This window comes from Allokutzneria multivorans (assembly GCF_039537405.1).
Classification (GTDB): domain Bacteria; phylum Actinomycetota; class Actinomycetes; order Mycobacteriales; family Pseudonocardiaceae; genus Allokutzneria; species Allokutzneria multivorans.
On record NZ_BAABAL010000027.1, the window covers coordinates 73,388 to 92,055 of the forward strand.

An 18,668-nucleotide genomic window follows, 5' to 3' on the forward strand; every position below is an offset into this window, starting at 1 on the left:
CGTGACATCGTTGTCAAGAAGTTCGTCCCGCCTTGTCCGGAAACATGTCCGCGCTCGGCGTGCGCGCCACGGGCCGCACGGTGTATCAATGTGTCAACTCATTGATACATGGACGAAGGGGTGACCTCGTGGAGGATCTGGAGATCCAGTCCGCGATCAACAGCTCTGTCGGGACCGTGCTGCTGGTGCTGCTGGTGGTGGGACTGCTGGTGCTGGTGCTCGGCCACCGGGCCCGGCGCGCCGAGACCGGTGACCGCGTCGTGGAGCAGGTGTTCCTGCGGAGCGCGCGCGGTACCTGGCTCGGGCTCGCCGCCGCACTGGTCGTGTCCGTCGCGATCATGATGTTCACAGGGGGCCACCAGGAGTTCGTGCAGTTGCTGACCCCGCTGCTGGCGACGTTCGGCTCCTGCCTGCTCGCCGATCTCGCGCGCACGTGGACGCCGATCTCCCGAAGGGTCTCGTTGACGTCGAGGTCCTGGCGGGACGTGCTCTCCGCCAAGGAGATCGCGGTGGCCGCGGGGCTGGGCGCGGTGACGCTGGCCGGATCGGCCGCCCTGATCTGGCGATACGGACTGATGATCGACACCGGGCAGTGCGTTCAGCGGCCTGGCGTCTTCCCCTGGGCGAAGGGCTACGACGTGTTGTCCGACGCCCTGGCCACCCAGGTCCTGCTGCTGTCCGGACTGGCAGGCGTGCTGACCGTGGCCGGGCTGTACCGCGCCGTGCACCGTCCGGTCGTTGACGACCTCATCGATTCTCCGCGGCTGGACCTCGCCCTGCGTCGGCTGTCCGCGCGCCGGGTGCTCGGCGTGGGCAACGGCGTCCACCTGGTCCTGCTGGCCGTTCTCGTGCCCCAGGCTCTGGGGTCGGTTGCGATGAGCTGCGACCGGACGACGCTGCCGCAGAGCGACGGCGGTCTCTGGATCGTCGCGAGCGCCTTGGCCTTCGCGGGCGTGCTGGTATGGCTGATCATGGCGGTCGTGCCCGTGATCAAGTGGACCGCGCCGGTGGAGAACCGGGCGGACGTCGGATGAACCTGTACCTGACGATCGACGCGCGCAGCAGCGTCGCTCCGTACGAACAGATCCGGGCGCAGGTTCTGCGGATGCTCGCCTCCGGGGCGCTCGTCCCCGGCGCGCGCCTGCCCAGCATCAGGCAGCTCGCGAAGGACCTCGGTGTGGCCAGCGGCACGATCGCCAGGGCCTACCGCGAGCTCGAGCACTCGGGACTGATCGTCAGCCGGGGCAAGCACGGCACGTTCGTCGCGGAGTCCCTCGCGGTCGACACCGAGCGGGTGCGAGCGGACACCGAGACCCAGTTGGAGGTCGCCGCCGCCGCGTACCTCGCCGCGGCGCGCAACCTCGGCATCGGCGCGGAGGAGGCGGTGCGCGTGCTGCGCGGGGTCGCCGGACCCGGCTGAGTTGGGGATCGCGTTGGTCTGAAGGCACTATTGGGCCGTGCAAGCGAGCGAACCGCCACGCCGCAGGCGCGCGGCCAGTCGGCACGCCGCTGGCAAGGCCGACCCCGACGCGCAGGCCAAGCCCAAGGCCCGTGCCAAGACCGCGCCCAAGCGCAGGCGGAAGGCAGAGTCGGAAGTCGGCCACGGCCCGGGCCACGGACACGGGCACGGCCACGGTCACGGGCCGGTCGCCCCGGCCTCGCGCAAGGTGCGCATCCTGCTCGCCGTGCTGCTCATCCCGTGCGCGCTGGCCACGCTGATCGGCGCGCTGGTGCTCTACCCGTTCGGCCGCGAGCAGGCCACGGGCACGCGCGTCGGCCTCAACCAGGTGCCGGTGCAGGGCGTGATCACCGCGGCCAAAGCGGGGGAGTGCGGGGCCGGGCAGTGCCTGTCGCTGTCGGTGAAGCTCATGGACGGTCCCGCCTCCGAGCGCACGATCACCATCCCCGGCACGCCGATCGAGCCGAGCACCCCGCGCTTCGCGGTCGGCGACGAGGTCGTGCTGGCCTACGCGGGCAAGGGCTCCGACCCGTTCTCCGGTGCCTCCTACCAGGTGGTGGACTTCCAACGCGGGCTGCCCTTGACGGTGCTCGCGGTGCTGTTCGCGCTCGCCGTGCTCGTGCTGGCGCGCTGGCGTGGGCTCGCCGCGCTGGGGGCGCTCGCACTGAGCTTCCTGCTGCTGGTGTTCTTCGCGCTGCCGTCGATGCTGGCCGGCGAGGACCCGCTGACGGTCGCTGTGGTCACCGGCGGGCTGATCATGTTCGTCGCGATGTACCTGACGCACGGCATCACCGCGCGCACGTCCGTCGCGGTGCTCGGCATCCTGGGCAGCCTCGGCCTGATCGGCCTGCTCGGGTGGTTGTTCAGCGCGATGTCCAAGCTCACCGGCCTCGACGAGGACACCGCGAACCTCATCGGCATCCTCGGGCACGAGATCGACGCGCGGGGCCTGCTGATGGCCGGGATCGTGATCGGCGCGCTCGGCGTGCTGGACGACGTGACCGTGACGCAGGCCAGCGCGGTGTGGGAGCTGCGCCTGGCCAACCCCGCGCTCGGCTGGCGCAAGCTCTACGCGGCCGGTCTGCGCATCGGCCGGGACCACGTGGGCTCGGCGGTGAACACGCTGTTCATGGCGTACGCCGGGGCGGCGCTGCCGATGATGCTCGCCTACTCGCTGTCCGGGCGGAGCTTCGGCGACCTGGTCACGGCGCAGGCGGTCGCGCAGGAGGTCGTCCGCACGCTGGTCGGCAGCATCGGCCTGGTCGCGGCCGTCCCGGTGACCACCTTGCTCGCCGCCTTGGTCGCCGTCCGCGAACCCGTGCCGGAGAAGGAGCCCGACGCTGCCCCGGCCGCTGTCGTCGTCGAGCCGGAACCCGATCCCGAGCCGATCGCCGAGGAACCGCCGGAGCCGCTGCCGCGCCGCCCCGCGCGCAAAGCCCCGCCGGAGAACGCGAACGAGGTCACGACACCGATCGGCATCCCGCTCGTCGAGCCACCGGTGCGCTCGCGCCACGAACGGCTGAACTCCGCCCGCCACCGCGTCCCCGACCAGACCTGAGGCCCCACGAACATCATTAAGGTCGGGGCGTGGCCGACTTCCTCTTCGTGCCGTACTCCTCGCACGGGCACATCAACCCGCTGCTGCCGGTGCTGCGCGAACTGACCACGTCCGGGGACCGGGCGAGCGTTGTCGTCGCGCCGAACTTCGCCGACGCCGTGGCGGCGACCGGTGCGCACGTGCTCCGGCTGCCGACCAGCTCCCACGTGATCGTCCCGGAGCGGTTCGACCCGGTCGACGAGGTGCGGCGGCTGACCAAGACCTTCGCCGACCGCAAGGCGATCTACGAGCTGCTGCGCGTGGAGCTGCGTGCGGGGTCGCCCGATCTGGTGGTCTACGACCCGATGGTCCCGAAGGTCTTCCAGATGGCCAGCGCGCGCGGTGTGCCGACGGTGCTGTTCAGCACCACCTACGCGCAGAACGAGCACGTCATCGCTTCGACCGTCCAACGGCACCTCGGCGCCGCCGTCGGTGACCTGCTCCGCAAGCCGTGGGCGCGGCGCCTGCACCCGTGGGCGGTCGAGACGGCGCGGGACCACCGCCTCGTGTTGATCAATACGCTGCCCGAGCTCCAGCCCGCCGCGCACAGCTTCGGGCCGCGCTTCCGTTTCGTCGGCCCGCTCACCACCGCGCGTGCTGAGCGCGGCGATCTCCCGTGGTCGGAGATCGAGCGCCGCCGCGTGCTGCTGGTGTCCCCGGGCACCGTGTTCACCAGGGGGCCGGCGTTCTTCCGCACGATCGTCGAGGCGTTCGCCGACGCTGACCAGCTCGTCGTGATCGCGACCGGCCCGACGGCTCCGCAAGCCCTAGGACCGTTGCCGCCCAACGTGATCGCGCGCCGCAGCATTCCGCAGACCGCGTTGTTGGAGCACGCCGACGTCTTTCTCACGCACGCCGGGATGAACTCCACCATGGAAGCCCTCGCCGCCGGAGTGCCGATGATCCTCGTGCCGCGGATCCTCGACCAGCAGGTCAACGCCCGCCGCGTCGCCGAGCTCGGGGCCGGTATCCGTGTGGACGCCAAACAGCTCCAGCCCGAACTGCTGCGGCTCATAGCGCACAAGCTCACCACCGATCCCGCCGTGCGCGCGTCCGTCGACGCGTTGCGGGCGCGCGTCACCGCCCAGAACGGGCCCGTCGTCGCGGCCGGGGCACTGCGCGAGGCAGCCGACGCATCGTGTCGCTTTGATCACGCTCCGAGGTGATCGTCGGTAGGGTCGAGCGCCATGGGCGAAACGCGCAATGAGCTGACCGGTGACGTCCTCGGCGCCGCGGTGCAGGCTCGCGACGTCAACGCCATCTACCTGGGCGGAAAGCCGGTGGAGGTCCGCGTGCCCCGCATGCTGCCCGGCGACGTGGCGTCCTTCCTCAACCGCTTCGCCGAGCTGGAGGTGCTTGGCAAACGCCAAGGTCCGATCCGGGTGGCGGTGACCGGCGCGCCCGGGATCGGCAAGACGACGCTCGCCGTCCACTGGGGGCACCTGATCAAGGAGCAGTTCCCCGACGGCCAGCTGTTCTACCGCCTCAACGGCTCCGGCGACAGCGGTCCGGCCGCGCCCGCCGACGTGCTTCTCTTCTTCCTCCGGCAGTTCGACGTGGAGAACATCCCCGACACCGAGGACGAGCGCGCCGCACTGTTCCGCTCCGTCACCGCCGAGTTGAAGCTGCTCATCGTGCTCGACGACGCGGTGAGCGCCCAGCAGGTGAAGAACCTGATGCCCGGCTCGGACAACAGCGCCGTCGTGGTCACGAGCCGCAACCGACTCGACGGACTCAAGTTGCGGGGCTTCAGCCCACTCGTCGTCGAGCGCTTCTCCGACGAGGTCGCGCGCGAGTTCGTCTCGCTGGTCGCGGAGGACCTGGCGGACGAGCCCGAGCACCTGCGCGCGCTGACCCGGCTGTGCGACGGCCTGCCGCTGGCGCTGCACGTCGCGGCGGTCCGGCTCTCGACGGGCGACTACGCCTCGGTCGCGGAGTACGTGTCGGTGCTCAGCGACAGCAGGCAGCTCTTCAAGGAGCTGTCGATCGAGGAAGACCGCCTTGTCGAAGCCGTTTTCGAGGTGTCCTATCGGGAACTCGCGCCTCAGCCCGCGCGGGCGTACCGCTTGCTGGGCGGGCATTTCGGGTCGGACTTCACGCTGCCGCTCGCCCGTGCCGTGCTCGAACTGTCCGATGTGGACACTCGCAGAGCGCTGAGTGCGCTTGGCAAGAGCAACCTGCTCGGCGTTGCCGACGGCCGGTACTCCTTCCACGGCCTCATCAAGCAGCACGCGTCCGCTGTCGCTGAAAGGGAATCCGAACGTCTTGGCGCGCTGCGACGAGGAGTGTCCTGGTACCTGCGCCGCGCGCTGGCCCTGGGCAAGGTGATCCACCCGGAGCGGCCGATGCTCGCGAAGGAGCTGTGGGAGAGCACCGAGCCCGCTCACGAGTCGCGTGAGGACGCACTGGCCGAACTCGCTGCGGAACGCCTCAACTTCCGGGCGGCTATCCGGACGGCGAGCCGGTTGCAGGAGCATCGGGTGGTCTGCGAACTCACCGACGCCCTCGCACAGTGGCACTACCAATCCGGATTCCTGGAGGACCGCGCCGAAGCGCACGACCGCGCCGCGACCGCTGCCGAGGCCCTCGGAGACTCCGGAGTGGCAGGGCACGCGTACAAGCTCGCGGGGATCGCGGCCGAGGCCGTGGGGGACTTTCCCCTTGCCCTGCAACGCTTTGAAGACGCGTTCAGGCTGGTGTCCAAGTCGATCGATCGGCAGAGCGTTCTGGAGTGGACCGGTATCGTACTGGCGCAGGCCGAGGATTTCGTGGCGGCGCTCGCCAAGTTCCGCGAAGCGTGGGACATCGACGTGCCCGAGGAGCTGCGTGCGCGTGCGGAAGCCTTGCTGCGCATGCACATCGGCCGTACGCTCGGTGCTGACGCGGATCTTGCGGAGCTGAGGAAGTCCCTGGACTACTTCGTCGCGCACGGCGAGCGCGGGAACGCGGCACGGGTCCTGGTGCTGATCGCGGAGCCAGACGGCGTTGAGCGGGCGGTCGCAGACTTCGAAGCCGAGGGAATGCCGTGTCAGCAGGCACAAGCGCTTGAGCTGCTCGCGCGGCTGCGGCCCGAGAGCGCCGAGCGGAGCCTGGAGCGGGCGGCGGACATCTACCGGCGGCTCGGACTCGTCAACGATCTTGAGCGCGTGCTGCGATGAAGTGGTTCTTCGTGGCGGTCATCGTCGTGGTGCTCGCCGCGTGCGCGGTGCCGGTCAAGTCCGCCCCAGCAACACTGACGACACCTCCGGTCGACTTTGCCGAGCGGGTCGCGAACGCGATGAAGTACGCCGAAACACGGCCTGGCGTGACCGGGATCGTGGTGCGAGACCGGCAGACGGGGGCGGTGTGGCGGAACCAGGCGGCGGCCACCCACGCGTGGGCGTGCTCGACGCCGAAGCTCGCGATGGCCGTGGACCTGTTGCTGCGCAATGACTCCGGGGCTGTACGGCTGACCGACGAAGACCGCAAGTTCATCCACGACGCGCTGCACACCAGCGACAACGACGCCGCGCACGCGCTGTGGAACCGCTTCGGGGGCGAGGCGGCGTTCGAACCGGGACTGCGTTCGCGAGGCATGACGGACATGCGGTTCACCGCCGAGCACCCGCACCACTGGGGCTGGATTCTGACCACGCCGGACGACCTGGATCGCGTGATGACGTTCGTGCTGAACATGCTGCCCGCGCAGCACCGGGCCTACCTCGTCAACGAACTGCGCACGGTCGCGCCGAACCAGCAGTGGGGCGTGTGGGCGGCGGGGCCGAAAGCCATGCCCGGCAACAAGAACGGCTGGTCGGACGACAACGACGACGGCTCGTGGGTGGTGAACTCGGTCGGCTTCGCCGGTCCGGCCGAGCGCTACACGGTCGCGATCATGAGCAACACCAAGGTGATCGACAAGGGTTTCGAGGTCGGCGCCGAGACGACGTCGAAGATCAGCTCGTTGCTGTTCGAGGGCTTCTTTCCGTGACACTCAGGTCGTAGTGGATCGCGCCGGTCCGCACGGTGATCGTGGACGGCAGGTCAAGTCCGGCGGCGATCCACGAGTACACAATGGACGGAAAACCGGTGGGATCGCCGTCACCGCTGACGTCCCACGTTCGCCCGTCACGGCTGGTGACCTGCGCTTGGTCATCACCGATCACGGCGACGATCTCGCGTTCTTCGAGCGCGAAGGCCTCATCGGCGTAGCGGAACAAGATGTCGGTGTTGCGCCTGACACCGCGACCGGCATGCAGCGCGTGCGCGACGATGTGACCGTCCTTTGTGGATTCAAGGCCGAAGCGGGTGAGGCGGGTGACCTCGCCGACCTCGCAGCTCGCCGTGAACGCGGTGACCCGTCCGCTGTCGAGCCCGTCGGCGCTGAGCGGTTCGAGGACCACATCGCTTGGTGGAACAGGAAGATCGAGCAGTCGGTAGCAGAGTTCGCGCAGTAGCCCAGCGGACTCGTCCGGCGCGTCGGTGACGAGGTCCGTGACGGCTTGGTAGCGACCGGGGGAGTGCTCGGTGATCGCGCGGTCGATCTGCGCGCGCAGGGGACGAGCGCTGTCGAGCCGGGGAGCGAGCTTGCCAAGAGCGTCGACGGGTGAACCGGGCGGCACGTCGGGGAAAGCGCTGAGCAGCACGGGTTTCCCGAGCGCCGCGCCGTAGGCGGTCACCGAGCCGTTGTCGCCGATCACGCAGTCCGCCGCGATCAGCGAAGCCCGCCAGCCCTCCATTTCCGGTACGAGCGTGAGCCCTGCGCGCAGGCACTCGTCGAACCACAGGCGGACCTGGAAGGGCCCGTGCCAGTGCCAGACATTGGGGTGCACGATCGCGACCACGCGGTACTCGTCCAGCGGCAGTTCGGCCAACAACCGCCTGATCAGGTCCGGACCAGCACCGAGCAGCGACGCGGAGGACCAGGTCGAGGAGACGGCGATGACCTTGCGATCACCGGCGTTCAGCGCTTGGCGGTAGTGCTCGCGAAGCCCGAGGCTGGCGCGCATCCGGTCGAAACACGGGTCTCCCGCCAGGACCGCGCTCGGCACGGCGGCTGGAGCCAGCCGGTCGAGCTGTTCGCTGTGCGAGAGGACAAGGGCTTCGGCGAGCGGCTTGCCGTCGCGCAGCACCCACTCCTCGGAAAGGCCGAAAACCTCCCTGTCACCCGGCGCGTACTTCGTATACCCGATTCCGTGAGAGAGGATCACCACGGGGGTCGTGAGTTCGCGCAGTCCGCCGTGGTGGCTGGCGGAGACGGCCAGGTCGAAGCGCTGCGCGACGGCCTGCTCCCACGGAACGAGAATGATGCCGAGTTTGTCCAGCTCCTCGCGCAGGCCGTGGGTGAACGGATCGGATCCGCTCCACGTGGCGAAGAGCTGCACGCGGAAGTCCGAAGCGAAGATCGGCAGGACATCGCGCATTCTGGTCAGCGTGGTGATGTTGTGCAGAACCACCAGCACACAACGTTCAGTCTGGAGCGTCGCCCAGTTCACGAGCGCCAGTGGGTCGGGCGGGCGAGGCTGGCCGGAATGGTCGTGCGCGCGTCCCCGCGCGCGGCGTTCACCTGGGTCTGCGTCAGGAACAGGCTCTCGGCGAGCTTCGCCCCGGCCACGTTCGCGTCGCGCAGGTCCGCCCCGATCACGTCGGCCGACCGCAGGTCCGCGTCGCGGAGATCGGCGCCGATCAGGTAGGCGCCGCGCAGGTTCGCTCCTCGAAGGTCGGAGCCACGCAGCTTCGCGCCGATCAGGTCCGCGCCACGGCGGTTGCGGGACTTGAAGCCCGCGCGCACGAACTCGCTGGCGCGCAACAACAACACGTTGACCTCGGCGCGGTGCGCGGCCACGTCGAGCTTCGCGATCGCGTCGGCGGTGTCCTCGGTGAGCGCGGTGGTCGTGGCGAGCATCGCGCGCAGGTCGGCGTGCACGGGCTCGGTGGCGGGCAGGGCCAGCGCCTCGGTGAGGTACCAGAGCAGCTCGTGCAGCTGCTTCATGATCGGGAAGACCTCGAACATGCGCCGCGCGGTGTCAGCGGAGCCGCGCCAGTCCTGACCGTCGAAGGTGGACTGCGAGACCTTCTGGCCCGCCCCGAAGCAGTCGTAGACCGTGCAGCCGGAGAACCCCTTGCCGCGCAAGCGGTTGTGGATGCCGCAGCGGAAGTCCTGCTGGAGGTTGGCGCACGGCTCGCCGATGGGCTTGTCCACCGCGAAGTCCGACGACGCGGAGAACGCCAGGGCCACGCAGCACAGGCCGAAGCAGTTGCCGCAGTCGGACACGAGGTCGATGCTCGACCCCGCAAGCGGGTCTTCGGCAGGCAGGGGACGCACGTGAGGAGTCTATTCCTCGATCGTGCCCGCCGAACCCGGCATGGTCATCGCGGACAACGCGATCATCAGCGGCACCACGCGCACCTCCGGCACCGAGTACTGGCCGCGACCGCTGGACTGGAGCCAGCCGGAGGCGGTGAGCTGGCGCAGGTGGTGGTAGATCTGCCCGGAGGTGCCCATGTCCTCGTGCTCCTGGAGCTGCGCCACGGTCCGCTCGCCGCGGATGACCTCCTGGAGCAGCCGCAGCCGCACCGGGTGGGCCAGCGCGCTGAAGGTGTTGCTGAACTCGGCCCAGTCGTGCCGGAGCAGCACATGGGTGAACGCGCCCTGCTGCCACTCGTGGTACTCGCCGTCCGGCAGCGACACCACGCCGGTGAACAGCACACCGCCGGCCGGGGCCATCGCGGGCTGCTCCGCGAGGCGTTCCCGCAGGCCACGCAGGGCCCAGAACGCCTCGGCCTCCAGGCTCCCGTCGGCCTCGTCACTCGGCCGGGGGAACTCCTCGATCTTGGCAAGACGTGCTTCGACCTCGGCGAGGCGGGCCTCCAGGTCGAGGTAGCGCGCGTCGTCATCCACGATCCAAACGTACGCAAGTACGTGTTTTTCAACAAACCGTAGATATGCTGTGCGGCATGCGGGCATGGATACGCCGGTTCCTCCAGCGACCGGGAACCCTGGACCTCGCGCCCTACCGACGGCTGCTCGGGCCGATCGGGGAGCGCGAGGACGCGGTGCGCGACCTCGACGACACCGAACTCACGGCGGCGGCCGCCGAGCTGCGCCGGGACGACGGGCGCGAGCTGGACCGCGCCGACGTCATCGAGCTGTGCGCGCTGGGCAGGGAGATCGCCGACCGCAGGCTCGGCGAGCGGCTCTTCGACGTGCAGCTGCTGGGCGTGCAGGCGCTGCTGTCCGGGCGGGTCGCCCAGATGGCCACCGGTGAGGGCAAGACGCTGACCGCCGCCGTCGCCGCCGCGGGCTACGCGCTGCGCGGGAACCGGGTGCACGTGCTGACCGTGAACGACTACCTCGCCCGCCGCGACGCGGAGTGGATGGAGCCGATCTACACGCAGCTGGGCGTCACGGTCGGCTGGGTGAGCCAGAGCTCCACGCACGAGCAGCGCCATGAGGCCTATTCCCGCGACGTCACCTACATCGCGGTCAACGAGGCCGGGTTCGACTACCTGCGCGACGGGCTGTGCGACTCCGAGGACGACCGCGTTCAGCCGGAGCCCAAGGTGGCCATCGTCGACGAGGCCGACTCGGTCATGGTCGACGAGGCGCGCGTGCCGCTCGTGCTCGCGGGCACCGTCGCTCCCGAGGGCGCCGGAGACCCGAAGATCGTCCGCGTTGTCGGGTCGCTGCGCAAGGACCTGCACTACGAGACCGACTCCGACGACCGCAACGTCCACCTCACCGAGCTGGGCAGCCAGGTCGTGGAGAAGGCGCTCGGCATCGACCTCTACGACGCCGACAACTTCTCCACGCTCGCCGCCGTGAACATCTCGCTGCACGCGCACGCGTTGCTGCACAAGGACGTCGACTACATCGTCCGGGACGGCAAGGTCCAGCTGATCAGCGAGTCGCGCGGGCGCGTGCACCTGCGGCAGCGCTGGCCGGACGGCTTGCAGGCCGCGGTCGAGGCGAAGGAGACCGTCGCGGTCACCGAGAGCGGCGAGATCCTGGACAGCATCACCATGCAGGGCTTCCTCCGCCGCTATCCCGTGCTCGCGGGCATGACCGGTACCGCCGTGGCCGTCGGCGAGCAGCTCCAGGAGTTCTACAAGCTGGAGATCGCCGCGATCCCGCCGAACGTCGAGTGCGTGCGCGAGGACGAGAAGGACCGCCTGTACAGCACGGTGGAGCGCAAGGAGGACGCGCTCGTCGCCGAGATCGTCGAGCAGCACGCCAAGGGCCGCCCGGTCCTGGTCGGCACGCTCGACGTGTCCGAGTCCGAGCGCCTGGCCAAGCGACTGCTCGCGGCCGAGGTGCCGTGCGCGGTGCTCAACGCGAAGAACGACGCCGAGGAAGCGGCGATCATCGCCGAGGCCGGCAGCTACGGCGCGGTCACCGTCTCCACGCAGATGGCCGGTCGCGGCACTGACATCCGCCTCGGTGGGCGCGACGCCGCCGACCACGAGCGCGTCGCCGAGCTGGGCGGGCTCTACGTGATCGGCTCGGGCCGCTACCCCAGCAGCCGCCTCGACGACCAGCTGCGCGGACGTGCGGGACGGCAGGGCGACCCCGGCGGCTCGGTGTTCTTCACGAGCCTTCAGGACGAGCTCGTCCAGCACTACGGCAAGGACGAGATCCCCGTGGTGGACGACTCGGCCGAGGCGGTCGAGCACTCGGGCGCGCAGTTGGCCGTCGACCACGCCCAGCGCGTCGCCGAGGGCGTCGTGATGGAGATCCACCGCAACACGTGGCGCTACCACCAGCTCATCGAGCACCAGCGCGCGCTGCTCAAGCAGTACCGCGAGAAGGTGCTCACCTCCGACATCGCCCTGGAGGGCTTGGAGGAGAGCGCGCCCGACCGCGTCAAGGAGCTGCGCGAGACGGTGTCCGACGAGGTCCTGCTCCAGGTGGCGCGGCGCGTCGAGCTGCACCACCTCGACCAGCGGTGGGCCGAGCACCTCGCGTTCCTCACCGATCTGCGCGAGGGCATCCACCTGCACGCGCTGGCCCGGCAGAACCCGCTCGACGAGTTCCACCGCGCCGCCGTCCCCGCGTTCAACCGGCTGCGCTCCGAAGTCCGCGAGCGCGCCGCCGAGACCCTGGAGAAGGCCGAGGTCACCGACGACAAGGGCATCGACCTCGAAGCCGCCGGAGTCCGCAAGCCCAGCTCGACGTGGACCTACGTGGTGCACGACAACCCCTTCGGCTCCGAGGCGCAGCGCGCGATGGGCTCCGTCGTCGCCATGATCCGCGGCAAGAAACGCCGCCGCTAGGCCGCCGTAAAGCCCTGAACGGGTCGTTTGGTGCGTTGAGCGCACCAAACGACCCGTTCAGCTCCTTCAGCGCACCAAACGACCCGTTCAGCGCGTTCAACGCACCAAACGGGCCATTGGCTGCGGTGCTCGCCTCGTTCGGAGCCCGCCCGCCCACCGCCGCCTCGCGCCCCCTGGGGTGGGACCGTCGACCGGGGTTAAGCCCTCAATGACTCATTCAGGTACCTCAACGCGCTGAATGAGTCATTGAGGTACTTGAGCGTCCTCAATGACTCATTCAGCACGTTTCAGCGTGTCTGGGGTCAGGCGAGGACGACCTGGTCCTTCTCGACCTTGACGGGGATGGTCTTGAGGCCGGTCGGGGTGGGGCCGCCGGTGCGGGCGCCGCTGGCGGCGTCGAAGGTGCTGCCGTGCGACGGGCACTTGATCGTGCCGCCGACGGGGGCCTGGACGACGGTGCCCTGGTGCGGGCAGGCGGGGTCGTAGGCCTTGACCTCGGTCTGGCTGGTGCGCACGAGCAGCACTTTGCGCCCGCCCGCGTCGACCAGTTTGCCGCCGCCGACGGGCAGGTCGCTGAGCGCGGCCAGCGGCCCGGCGGGGGCGGCGGAGGGCTGGGCGGGAGAGGAGGGCGAGGGCTGGGGCGCGGAGGGCTGGCTGCCGCACGCGGCGAGGACGCAGGGCAGGGCGAGGCCGGTCGCGGCGAGGACGTTGCGGCGCGTGGTGGGCACGGGTACCTCCATCGGTTCGGGTCACCTTGCACTACGGACGGGCGCGCCGCTTGGTTCAGCCGAGCCGGTTCGGGTTATCACTGGGGGGCCAGAACCCGATCCACGCGAAAGTGGTGCAACCGGTCATGAAGCTGCTGTTCACCCCGGCCAGGATGCTCGCGGGAATCCTCGGTGGCGTTGCCGCCAGCGCCGCGTCCGGCCAGATCTGGAAGCTGGTCTCCGGGACCAAGGAGGCGCCCGACGCCACCGACCGCGACCACGGCTGGGGCACGGTCATCGCGGCCGCCGCCCTGCAAGGAGCGGTGTTCGCCGTGGTCAAGGCCGCGATCGACCGGGGGAGCGCGGTCGCCTACCACCGCGCGACCGGCGAGTGGCCGGACAAGTGAGCACGGGACCCGCGCGCTTCGGCATGCTTGGGGCATGACGAAGACGCGCTGGACCGCTGAGCAGATCCCGGACCAGGAGGGCAGGACCTTCGTGGTGACGGGCGCGAACAGCGGCCTCGGCTTCGAGACCGCCCGCGCCCTCGCCGCGAAGGGCGCCCGCGTGGTGCTGACCGCGCGCAACGCCGAGCGCGGCGGGGCGGCGCTGGCCAAGATCCGGGTGGAGTACCCGGGCGCGGACCTGGAGCTGGCCTCGCTGGACCTGGCCGACCTGGACTCGGTGCGCGCGTTCGCGGACGGCTTCGACGAGCCGGTGGACGTGCTGGTCAACAACGCGGGCGTGATGATGCCGCCGCGCAAGCTGACCAAGCAGGGCTTCGAGTCGCAGTTCGCCACCAACCACCTCGGTCACTTCGCGCTGACCGGCCTGTTGCTCGGGCAGATCCGCGAGCGCGTGGTCACGGTGACCTCGGGCCTGCACCGGCGTGGCGTGATCCAGTTCGACGACCTCACCAGGGAGCGCGCCTACTCGCCGGTCGACGCCTACGCGCAGTCCAAGCTCGCGAACGTGCTCTTCGCACTCGAACTCCACCGGCGCGCGGGCTCGTCGTTGGTGAGCACCTACGCGCATCCCGGGTACTCGGCGACGAACTTGCAGTCCAGCGGGCCGACCGGCGTGCTGAACCTGCTGTTGAAGCCCGCGAACATGCTGGTGGCGCAGAGCGCCGAGCAGGGCGCGCTGCCGCAGCTGTACGCGGCCACGGCCGGGGACGTGCGTGGCGGGGACTTCTTCGGGCCGGACGGGCTCGGGGAGATGCGGGGCTACCCGAAGCGCGTGCAGCCCGTGCACGCCGCCACCGACCCGGACACCGCCGCGCGCCTGTGGACGGTCTCGGAGGAGCTGACCGGTGTGACCTATCCGATGTGATGCAAGCCTGGTGATTTCCCTTTGGTGAAGCGGGATGCGCGTTGAGGCGGCCCTAGAGGCGCCCGGCGCGCGATCACTGGATTCCCGGCGGGGAGATCGCAGAAGCTCGCCGCATGAGCGAACTGCGGCACCCCTTCCAGCCCGCACTGGTGCTGCGTCCCATCGAGCTGGCGGCGCGCCCGCCGATCTCCGAGGACCCGTGGCCGCCGCCGGGCCGGGAGGACGGCGACGGCGAGATCATCAGGGTTCCCCGGCGGCCCGTCCCCGTCGACGACCCGGGGCCGCCGAACGACGCGATCAGGCGGGACGAGGTCGGGGTTCCGATCGCTCCCCCGTACCCGCAGTACAACGACGACGCGGCCCTGTTCACCGATCCCGCTGGCGGGCGGCCGCACGCGTTGCCGCGCTACGCGCTCGCCTACGACCGGGTCGGGTCGGTGGACGAGCCGCGCATCACGATCGTGGACCGGGCCGGGGTGGCCACGCTCCTGCTCACCCTGGCGGAAACCCCCGGACCGGCAACCGGCCCGAACACCCAGCGGCTGGCGCACAACGTCCTGGTGAGGCTGATGCTGCGCATGCCGGTACTCGGCGGAGCCCCGATCACCCAGACGCACGCGTTCCCGACCAGCCGGGTCAACGCGACGGCGGGCACCGTGACCGCCGAACTGCCGTTGACGACCCCGGGACTTCGCCAGCAGTTGCTGGCGGCGTTCGGATCGCTCGAAGCGAGCGTCACCATCGACGTGTACCGAGAAGTCACGCTCGCCCACGAAACCGACTGGCGCTTCGAGAGCGGCGAGGTGATGTGGGTGGTGCACACCAGCTCCCTCCACATGAGAGTTCCGCCGACTCCGTTGGTGCTGCCCGAACAACAGCGCGTGCGGCTCGGCGGCGGGGGTGGCGGGGTCGAGCCCGCGCGCCGCATTCGGATCACCTACGAAGGTCGGAGCCACGCGTACTGGCAGGATCCCGCGCAGCCCGACCGCTTCCTGTTCCTGCCTGACCGATTCCTGCTCGCTCGCTCGGCGGAACCCACGCGCCCGCCGTTGATGCGGATCAGCGCGGCGAACGCGAGCAGCGAGGCGGATCTGGCCGCAGTGCTGGAGTTCTCCGCGAAGCCGGTGGTGGACAGCCAGCGGTTGACCGCCGCGCTCGCCACGCTCACCGAAGAGGCGAAGGCTCGCGGTGGCACGGGCGCGGTGCGGCTGGAGCGGTTGCAGGAAGCGCAGTCGTTGCTGCGCCTGGCGTTGCCGGTCAACGGAGCGCCACCGTCCACGTTGACCGATCGGCCGGACACGGACATCGACCTCGAACGCGGTGTCGTGCACGCGGAACGGTTCCTGCTGGAGGACTTCCGGCTGGTCTACGACGCGCTCTTCGGGGTATCGCTGAGCCTGCTGCGCGGGGAGATCCGCGTCGGCGCGGGCGGATCGGCTCCGGAGGACGTGCCGTTGGAGCTGCGGTTGGACCGCACGACGGGCGACATGCTTGTGCTGCAACCACAACCGGTGTCCCAGGGCGTCATCCCGGCTCGGCTGAGCAACCCGACGGAGAGCGCGGTGACCTCGCTCGGCACCTTGCGCGCGGTCGCGGTGACCACGCCGCAGCCGACGATGCGCACGGTTGTCCGGCCGGTGGATCCCACTGTGCCGCTGACGATCTCGGGACTCCCCGCCTCCGGTCGGCTCGGTCCAGGCGAGAGCTGCGATGTGACCCTCAGCGGATTCTCTGCACAGCAACAGGTCGAGTCCGTCGCGCTGGACCAGAGCAGGCTCACCGTGGATCCGGACCGCGCGGCGATCTGGGCGCTGGTCTTCGACCGCAGGACCGAAGGGCGGCTCACGCGGCAGGTGCGCGCGCAGGCCGTCGCGGAGATGTTCGGCAGCGCGGACCGGCCGACCGATCGCGTGCTCACGTTCGTGCTGACGGTCGAGAACGGCGGCAGCGCGAGCCTGACCGAGGCGCAGCCCAGCGCCGAGACGACCGTTCGAGTCCCGGTGCAGCCGCTGCTCACCGGCGCTCCGCTGCCACCGGTCCGCTACCGCACGGAAACGCATTGGCGCTCCGGAGGGATCGGCGTCAGCCCGTGGCGCGAGACCGACGCGACGATCCTCGTTCCCGTTCGCACCAATCCGGCTTGAAGGAGGAATTCGTGACTCTGCAAAGGTTTCCGGACCTCGCTGAGCCCGTGGTGACCGGCCCCGCCGGTACCGTGTTCCGCGCCTTCGAGCGCACGACGGAAGCGGTGGCGCTACCGCACCGGCTGCTTCTCGACCGGCAGCCCGACGGCGCTCCGATGCTCCAAGTGGCACTGGTCCGGGGCAGTGGTTCGCCGACCGCGACCGGTGGGCGCCTGAGCGTCGGGCTGACCGTGGACACCGATTTTGCCGCTGTAGCAGGAGATTCTCGGCTGATCGCGCCGCACGTCGAGCACGCCGTGCTTCGCGTGACCGGGCCGGAGGGGTTCGCCGTCACCACGGTCGCCGGGCCGGAGACGGCAGGGCGTGCGTACTTGGACGCCGAGCTCGGCCCGGCCGCCGCTGTCCTGGCGAAGCGGCTCACCGAGGGCGGGCGGTCGGCGATCGAGGCCACGCTGCGCATGCTGGTGCGGGCGGTCGCGACGCGCCATCCCGTTGCGTACGAGTTCGATTCGCGCGTGCTCGCGGAACGCCTCGGCAGCGCGGACTTCTCGGTGGAGCGCCTCGCGGAGATCGTGGAAGCGGTCGCGAGCACCGTGACCGGTGATCGTGAAGCCACCGATCCGGCCGAGCGCCGTCGTGCTCTGGCGTTGCGTTTGCTGGACCGCTTGGCGGAACCGGCGCCGACGGTCGAGCCGCTGTACCGGCTTCGCCCGCTGGCTGCCGGGACGGAACGGATCGACCTCGCCGAGCCAGGGGCGGTGTTCGTCGACGTCGTGGTCGACCTGGACACTGTTGCCGCCGAAGCCGCGATCGCCGCCGCAGGGCCGGATCGGTTGGTGCGGCGGGTCGACCTCCCGACGCTGCCGACCGGCCGAATTCCCCTGTCCTTGCGGGCGAATCTCGTGTTCCCGATTCCGGGGCTCGTGACGTTGATCGCCGATGTCCGCGTGCCGCCGAAGCCGCCACTGCGCCCGCAGCCCGCTTCGGTGAGCGCCGAGCTGGCTCGGCCGGACGGAACGGCTTCGGTCGTGCTGTCGCTGGCACCGGGCGAGGCGATCAGCGGCGAGGCCAGGCTGCGCGCGCTGATCGACATCGGCGACGGAGTGGAGGAGATCACCGGGCCGTGGCGTCCGGTCACCTCGGACACCGTGCTGCTGGGACCGGACGCGTTTCCGTTGCCGCTCACGGTGATCCGGCTCTCCTCCGGGCTGACCTCGCAGGCGACCGTCGACGTCGTCACAGCGAAGGGAGCGCGCTTGGCGGCGCTGGACGCGCGCACTCCGACGGCTGCCGTCGCGGTTCCAGCGTCACCGCCGAAGCTCGTCGTGCGACCGAGCGGATCGGGTCACCCCATCGAGATTCCCGTTGAGCCACGAGCTCGCGTCGACCTCGATCCCGCGACGCTGCCCGGATTCGGGGCGCACCAGGCGAAACTGGACTTCGCGGGTGCGGCGGCCCCGGTCACCGTCCGCTGGCGCGCGGAAGGAACTCCGGAAAGCGTTGCGCGACAGGTGACTCTGGGACCGAAGCCGACCAGGGCGGTCATCCGGTGGGTGGCCACCTCGCCGTTCGAACCCGGAATCCTCTGGCGCACGAACGGTCCCTGGTCGGAGCCGGTCGCGCCCCAGGACGGCTTGGTGATCGCCATTCCCGGCGATCCCGAGCCCGTGGTGGTCGAGGTCGACGGCGTTGAGCTGCGCTCCGACCCGGGCACGCCCGGCCGGTGGTCCTACGAGCCGGTGGGGCCCACGGTCGAGCTGGCGCGGGACGGCTCGCCTCAACTGTCCATTGTGGAGGCTGAGGGAATGGGCTTCCTCCAGCTGACCGCGCGGCTGGACCTCCCGGAGGGCACGCGCGCGCGACTGCTCAGCGAACTGCGGCGGCACGTGGACGCGACCGAGGTTCGGGCGGTTCCCGTTGCGGTGCAAGCGATCGGTCTCCAAGTGCGCGAGGCGGAGGCGTGGACCACGATCGCCGACGGTCGCGGTTCCGGGGTGCCGCCGTGGACCTCGGCGCTGTCGGCATCGCTGCGCGCCGACCGGTTGAGCGCGCTCAAGGCCGCCGTTGAAGGAACTCGGGGCAAAGCCCGGCTGCACGCCCGTTTCACGTTGCCCTCGGCGCACGTCGTCGACACCACCACCGACCTCGCCGATCTCCTCGGCTCGGCCTGAACCACC

Annotated in this window: 15 protein-coding genes; 11 read left to right on the forward strand and 4 right to left on the reverse strand. The window is 70.3% G+C overall.

Translation table 11 applies throughout. The features are described from left to right. The first annotated feature begins 128 nt into the window (after positions 1–128). From ABD798_RS36015 to ABD798_RS36040, 6 genes are read left to right on the forward strand one after another with little or no spacing between them, the layout of a single operon-like run. The gene (locus tag ABD798_RS36015) at positions 129–1,034 is read left to right on the forward strand and encodes a hypothetical protein (protein WP_344885758.1); all 906 of its coding nucleotides are present in this window, start codon (positions 129–131) and stop codon (positions 1,032–1,034) included. Beyond that, on the forward strand, positions 1,031–1,420 hold the full coding sequence (locus ABD798_RS36020; RefSeq protein WP_344885760.1) for a GntR family transcriptional regulator: 390 nt from the start codon (positions 1,031–1,033) through the stop codon (positions 1,418–1,420). The genes ABD798_RS36015 and ABD798_RS36020 overlap by 4 nt, the downstream gene beginning before the upstream one ends. Positions 1,421–1,457: 37 nt before the next feature. Beyond that, entirely contained in the window at positions 1,458–3,017 is a 1,560-nt protein-coding gene (locus tag ABD798_RS36025; RefSeq protein WP_344885762.1) for a YibE/F family protein, read from the forward strand. A 29-nt stretch (positions 3,018–3,046) separates the two neighbouring features. Then, positions 3,047–4,222 (forward strand): macrolide family glycosyltransferase, encoded by a 1,176-nt coding sequence (locus ABD798_RS36030; RefSeq protein WP_344885766.1) that lies wholly within the window; start codon positions 3,047–3,049, stop codon positions 4,220–4,222. A gap of 21 nt (positions 4,223–4,243) precedes the next feature. Then, positions 4,244–6,214, forward strand: a complete 1,971-nt coding sequence (locus ABD798_RS36035; protein ID WP_344885769.1) for an NB-ARC domain-containing protein — start codon at positions 4,244–4,246, stop codon at positions 6,212–6,214. Next, positions 6,211–7,026 carry a serine hydrolase gene (locus ABD798_RS36040; RefSeq protein WP_344885771.1) on the forward strand — a complete coding sequence of 272 codons (816 nt, stop codon included), beginning with the start codon at positions 6,211–6,213 and terminating at the stop codon, positions 7,024–7,026. Before ABD798_RS36035 ends, ABD798_RS36040 begins: the two co-directional genes overlap by 4 nt. On the opposite strand, the gene ABD798_RS36045 is transcribed toward ABD798_RS36040, so the two are convergent. The 3 genes from ABD798_RS36045 to ABD798_RS36055 are packed head-to-tail and all read right to left on the reverse strand — an operon-like array spanning position 6,992 to position 9,936. After that, positions 6,992–8,497: a hypothetical protein gene (locus ABD798_RS36045; protein ID WP_344885774.1), complete on the reverse strand. Its 1,506-nt coding sequence runs from the start codon at positions 8,495–8,497 to the stop codon at positions 6,992–6,994. The two genes, ABD798_RS36040 and ABD798_RS36045, sit on opposite strands and share 35 nt — an antisense overlap. Before the next feature lie 29 nt (positions 8,498–8,526). Beyond that, positions 8,527–9,360, reverse strand: coding sequence for a pentapeptide repeat-containing protein (locus ABD798_RS36050; protein ID WP_344885777.1), 834 nt, complete (start codon positions 9,358–9,360; stop codon positions 8,527–8,529). Positions 9,361–9,369: 9 nt separating this feature from the next. Further along, entirely contained in the window at positions 9,370–9,936 is a 567-nt protein-coding gene (locus ABD798_RS36055) for an ArsR/SmtB family transcription factor (protein ID WP_344885780.1), read from the reverse strand. A 56-nt stretch (positions 9,937–9,992) separates the two neighbouring features. Here ABD798_RS36055 and secA2 point away from each other — a divergent pair, with 56 nt between their 5' ends. Next, positions 9,993–12,308, forward strand: a complete 2,316-nt coding sequence (secA2, locus tag ABD798_RS36060; RefSeq protein WP_344885783.1) for an accessory Sec system translocase SecA2 — start codon at positions 9,993–9,995, stop codon at positions 12,306–12,308. 302 nt (positions 12,309–12,610) lie between these two features. Here secA2 and ABD798_RS36065 read toward each other — a convergent pair whose 3' ends face one another. Then, positions 12,611–13,036, reverse strand: coding sequence for a Rieske (2Fe-2S) protein (locus ABD798_RS36065; protein ID WP_344885786.1), 426 nt, complete (start codon positions 13,034–13,036; stop codon positions 12,611–12,613). A 125-nt stretch (positions 13,037–13,161) separates the two neighbouring features. Between ABD798_RS36065 and ABD798_RS36070 the strand changes: the two genes are divergently transcribed. The 4 genes from ABD798_RS36070 (at position 13,162) to ABD798_RS36085 (ending at position 18,662) form a co-directional block, all read left to right on the forward strand. Further along, the gene (locus ABD798_RS36070) at positions 13,162–13,422 is read left to right on the forward strand and encodes a DUF4235 domain-containing protein (protein ID WP_344885788.1); all 261 of its coding nucleotides are present in this window, start codon (positions 13,162–13,164) and stop codon (positions 13,420–13,422) included. 34 nt (positions 13,423–13,456) lie between these two features. Beyond that, a complete protein-coding gene (locus ABD798_RS36075; RefSeq protein WP_344885791.1) occupies positions 13,457–14,347 on the forward strand; it encodes an oxidoreductase in 891 nt (296 codons plus the stop codon). Positions 14,348–14,460: 113 nt separating this feature from the next. Continuing rightward, positions 14,461–16,491, forward strand: a complete 2,031-nt coding sequence (locus ABD798_RS36080) for a hypothetical protein (protein ID WP_344885794.1) — start codon at positions 14,461–14,463, stop codon at positions 16,489–16,491. Between the two features lie 11 nt (positions 16,492–16,502). Continuing rightward, complete coding sequence (locus ABD798_RS36085) at positions 16,503–18,662, forward strand: hypothetical protein (RefSeq protein WP_344885797.1); 2,160 nt, start codon at positions 16,503–16,505, stop codon at positions 18,660–18,662. Positions 18,663–18,668 lie beyond the last annotated feature (6 nt).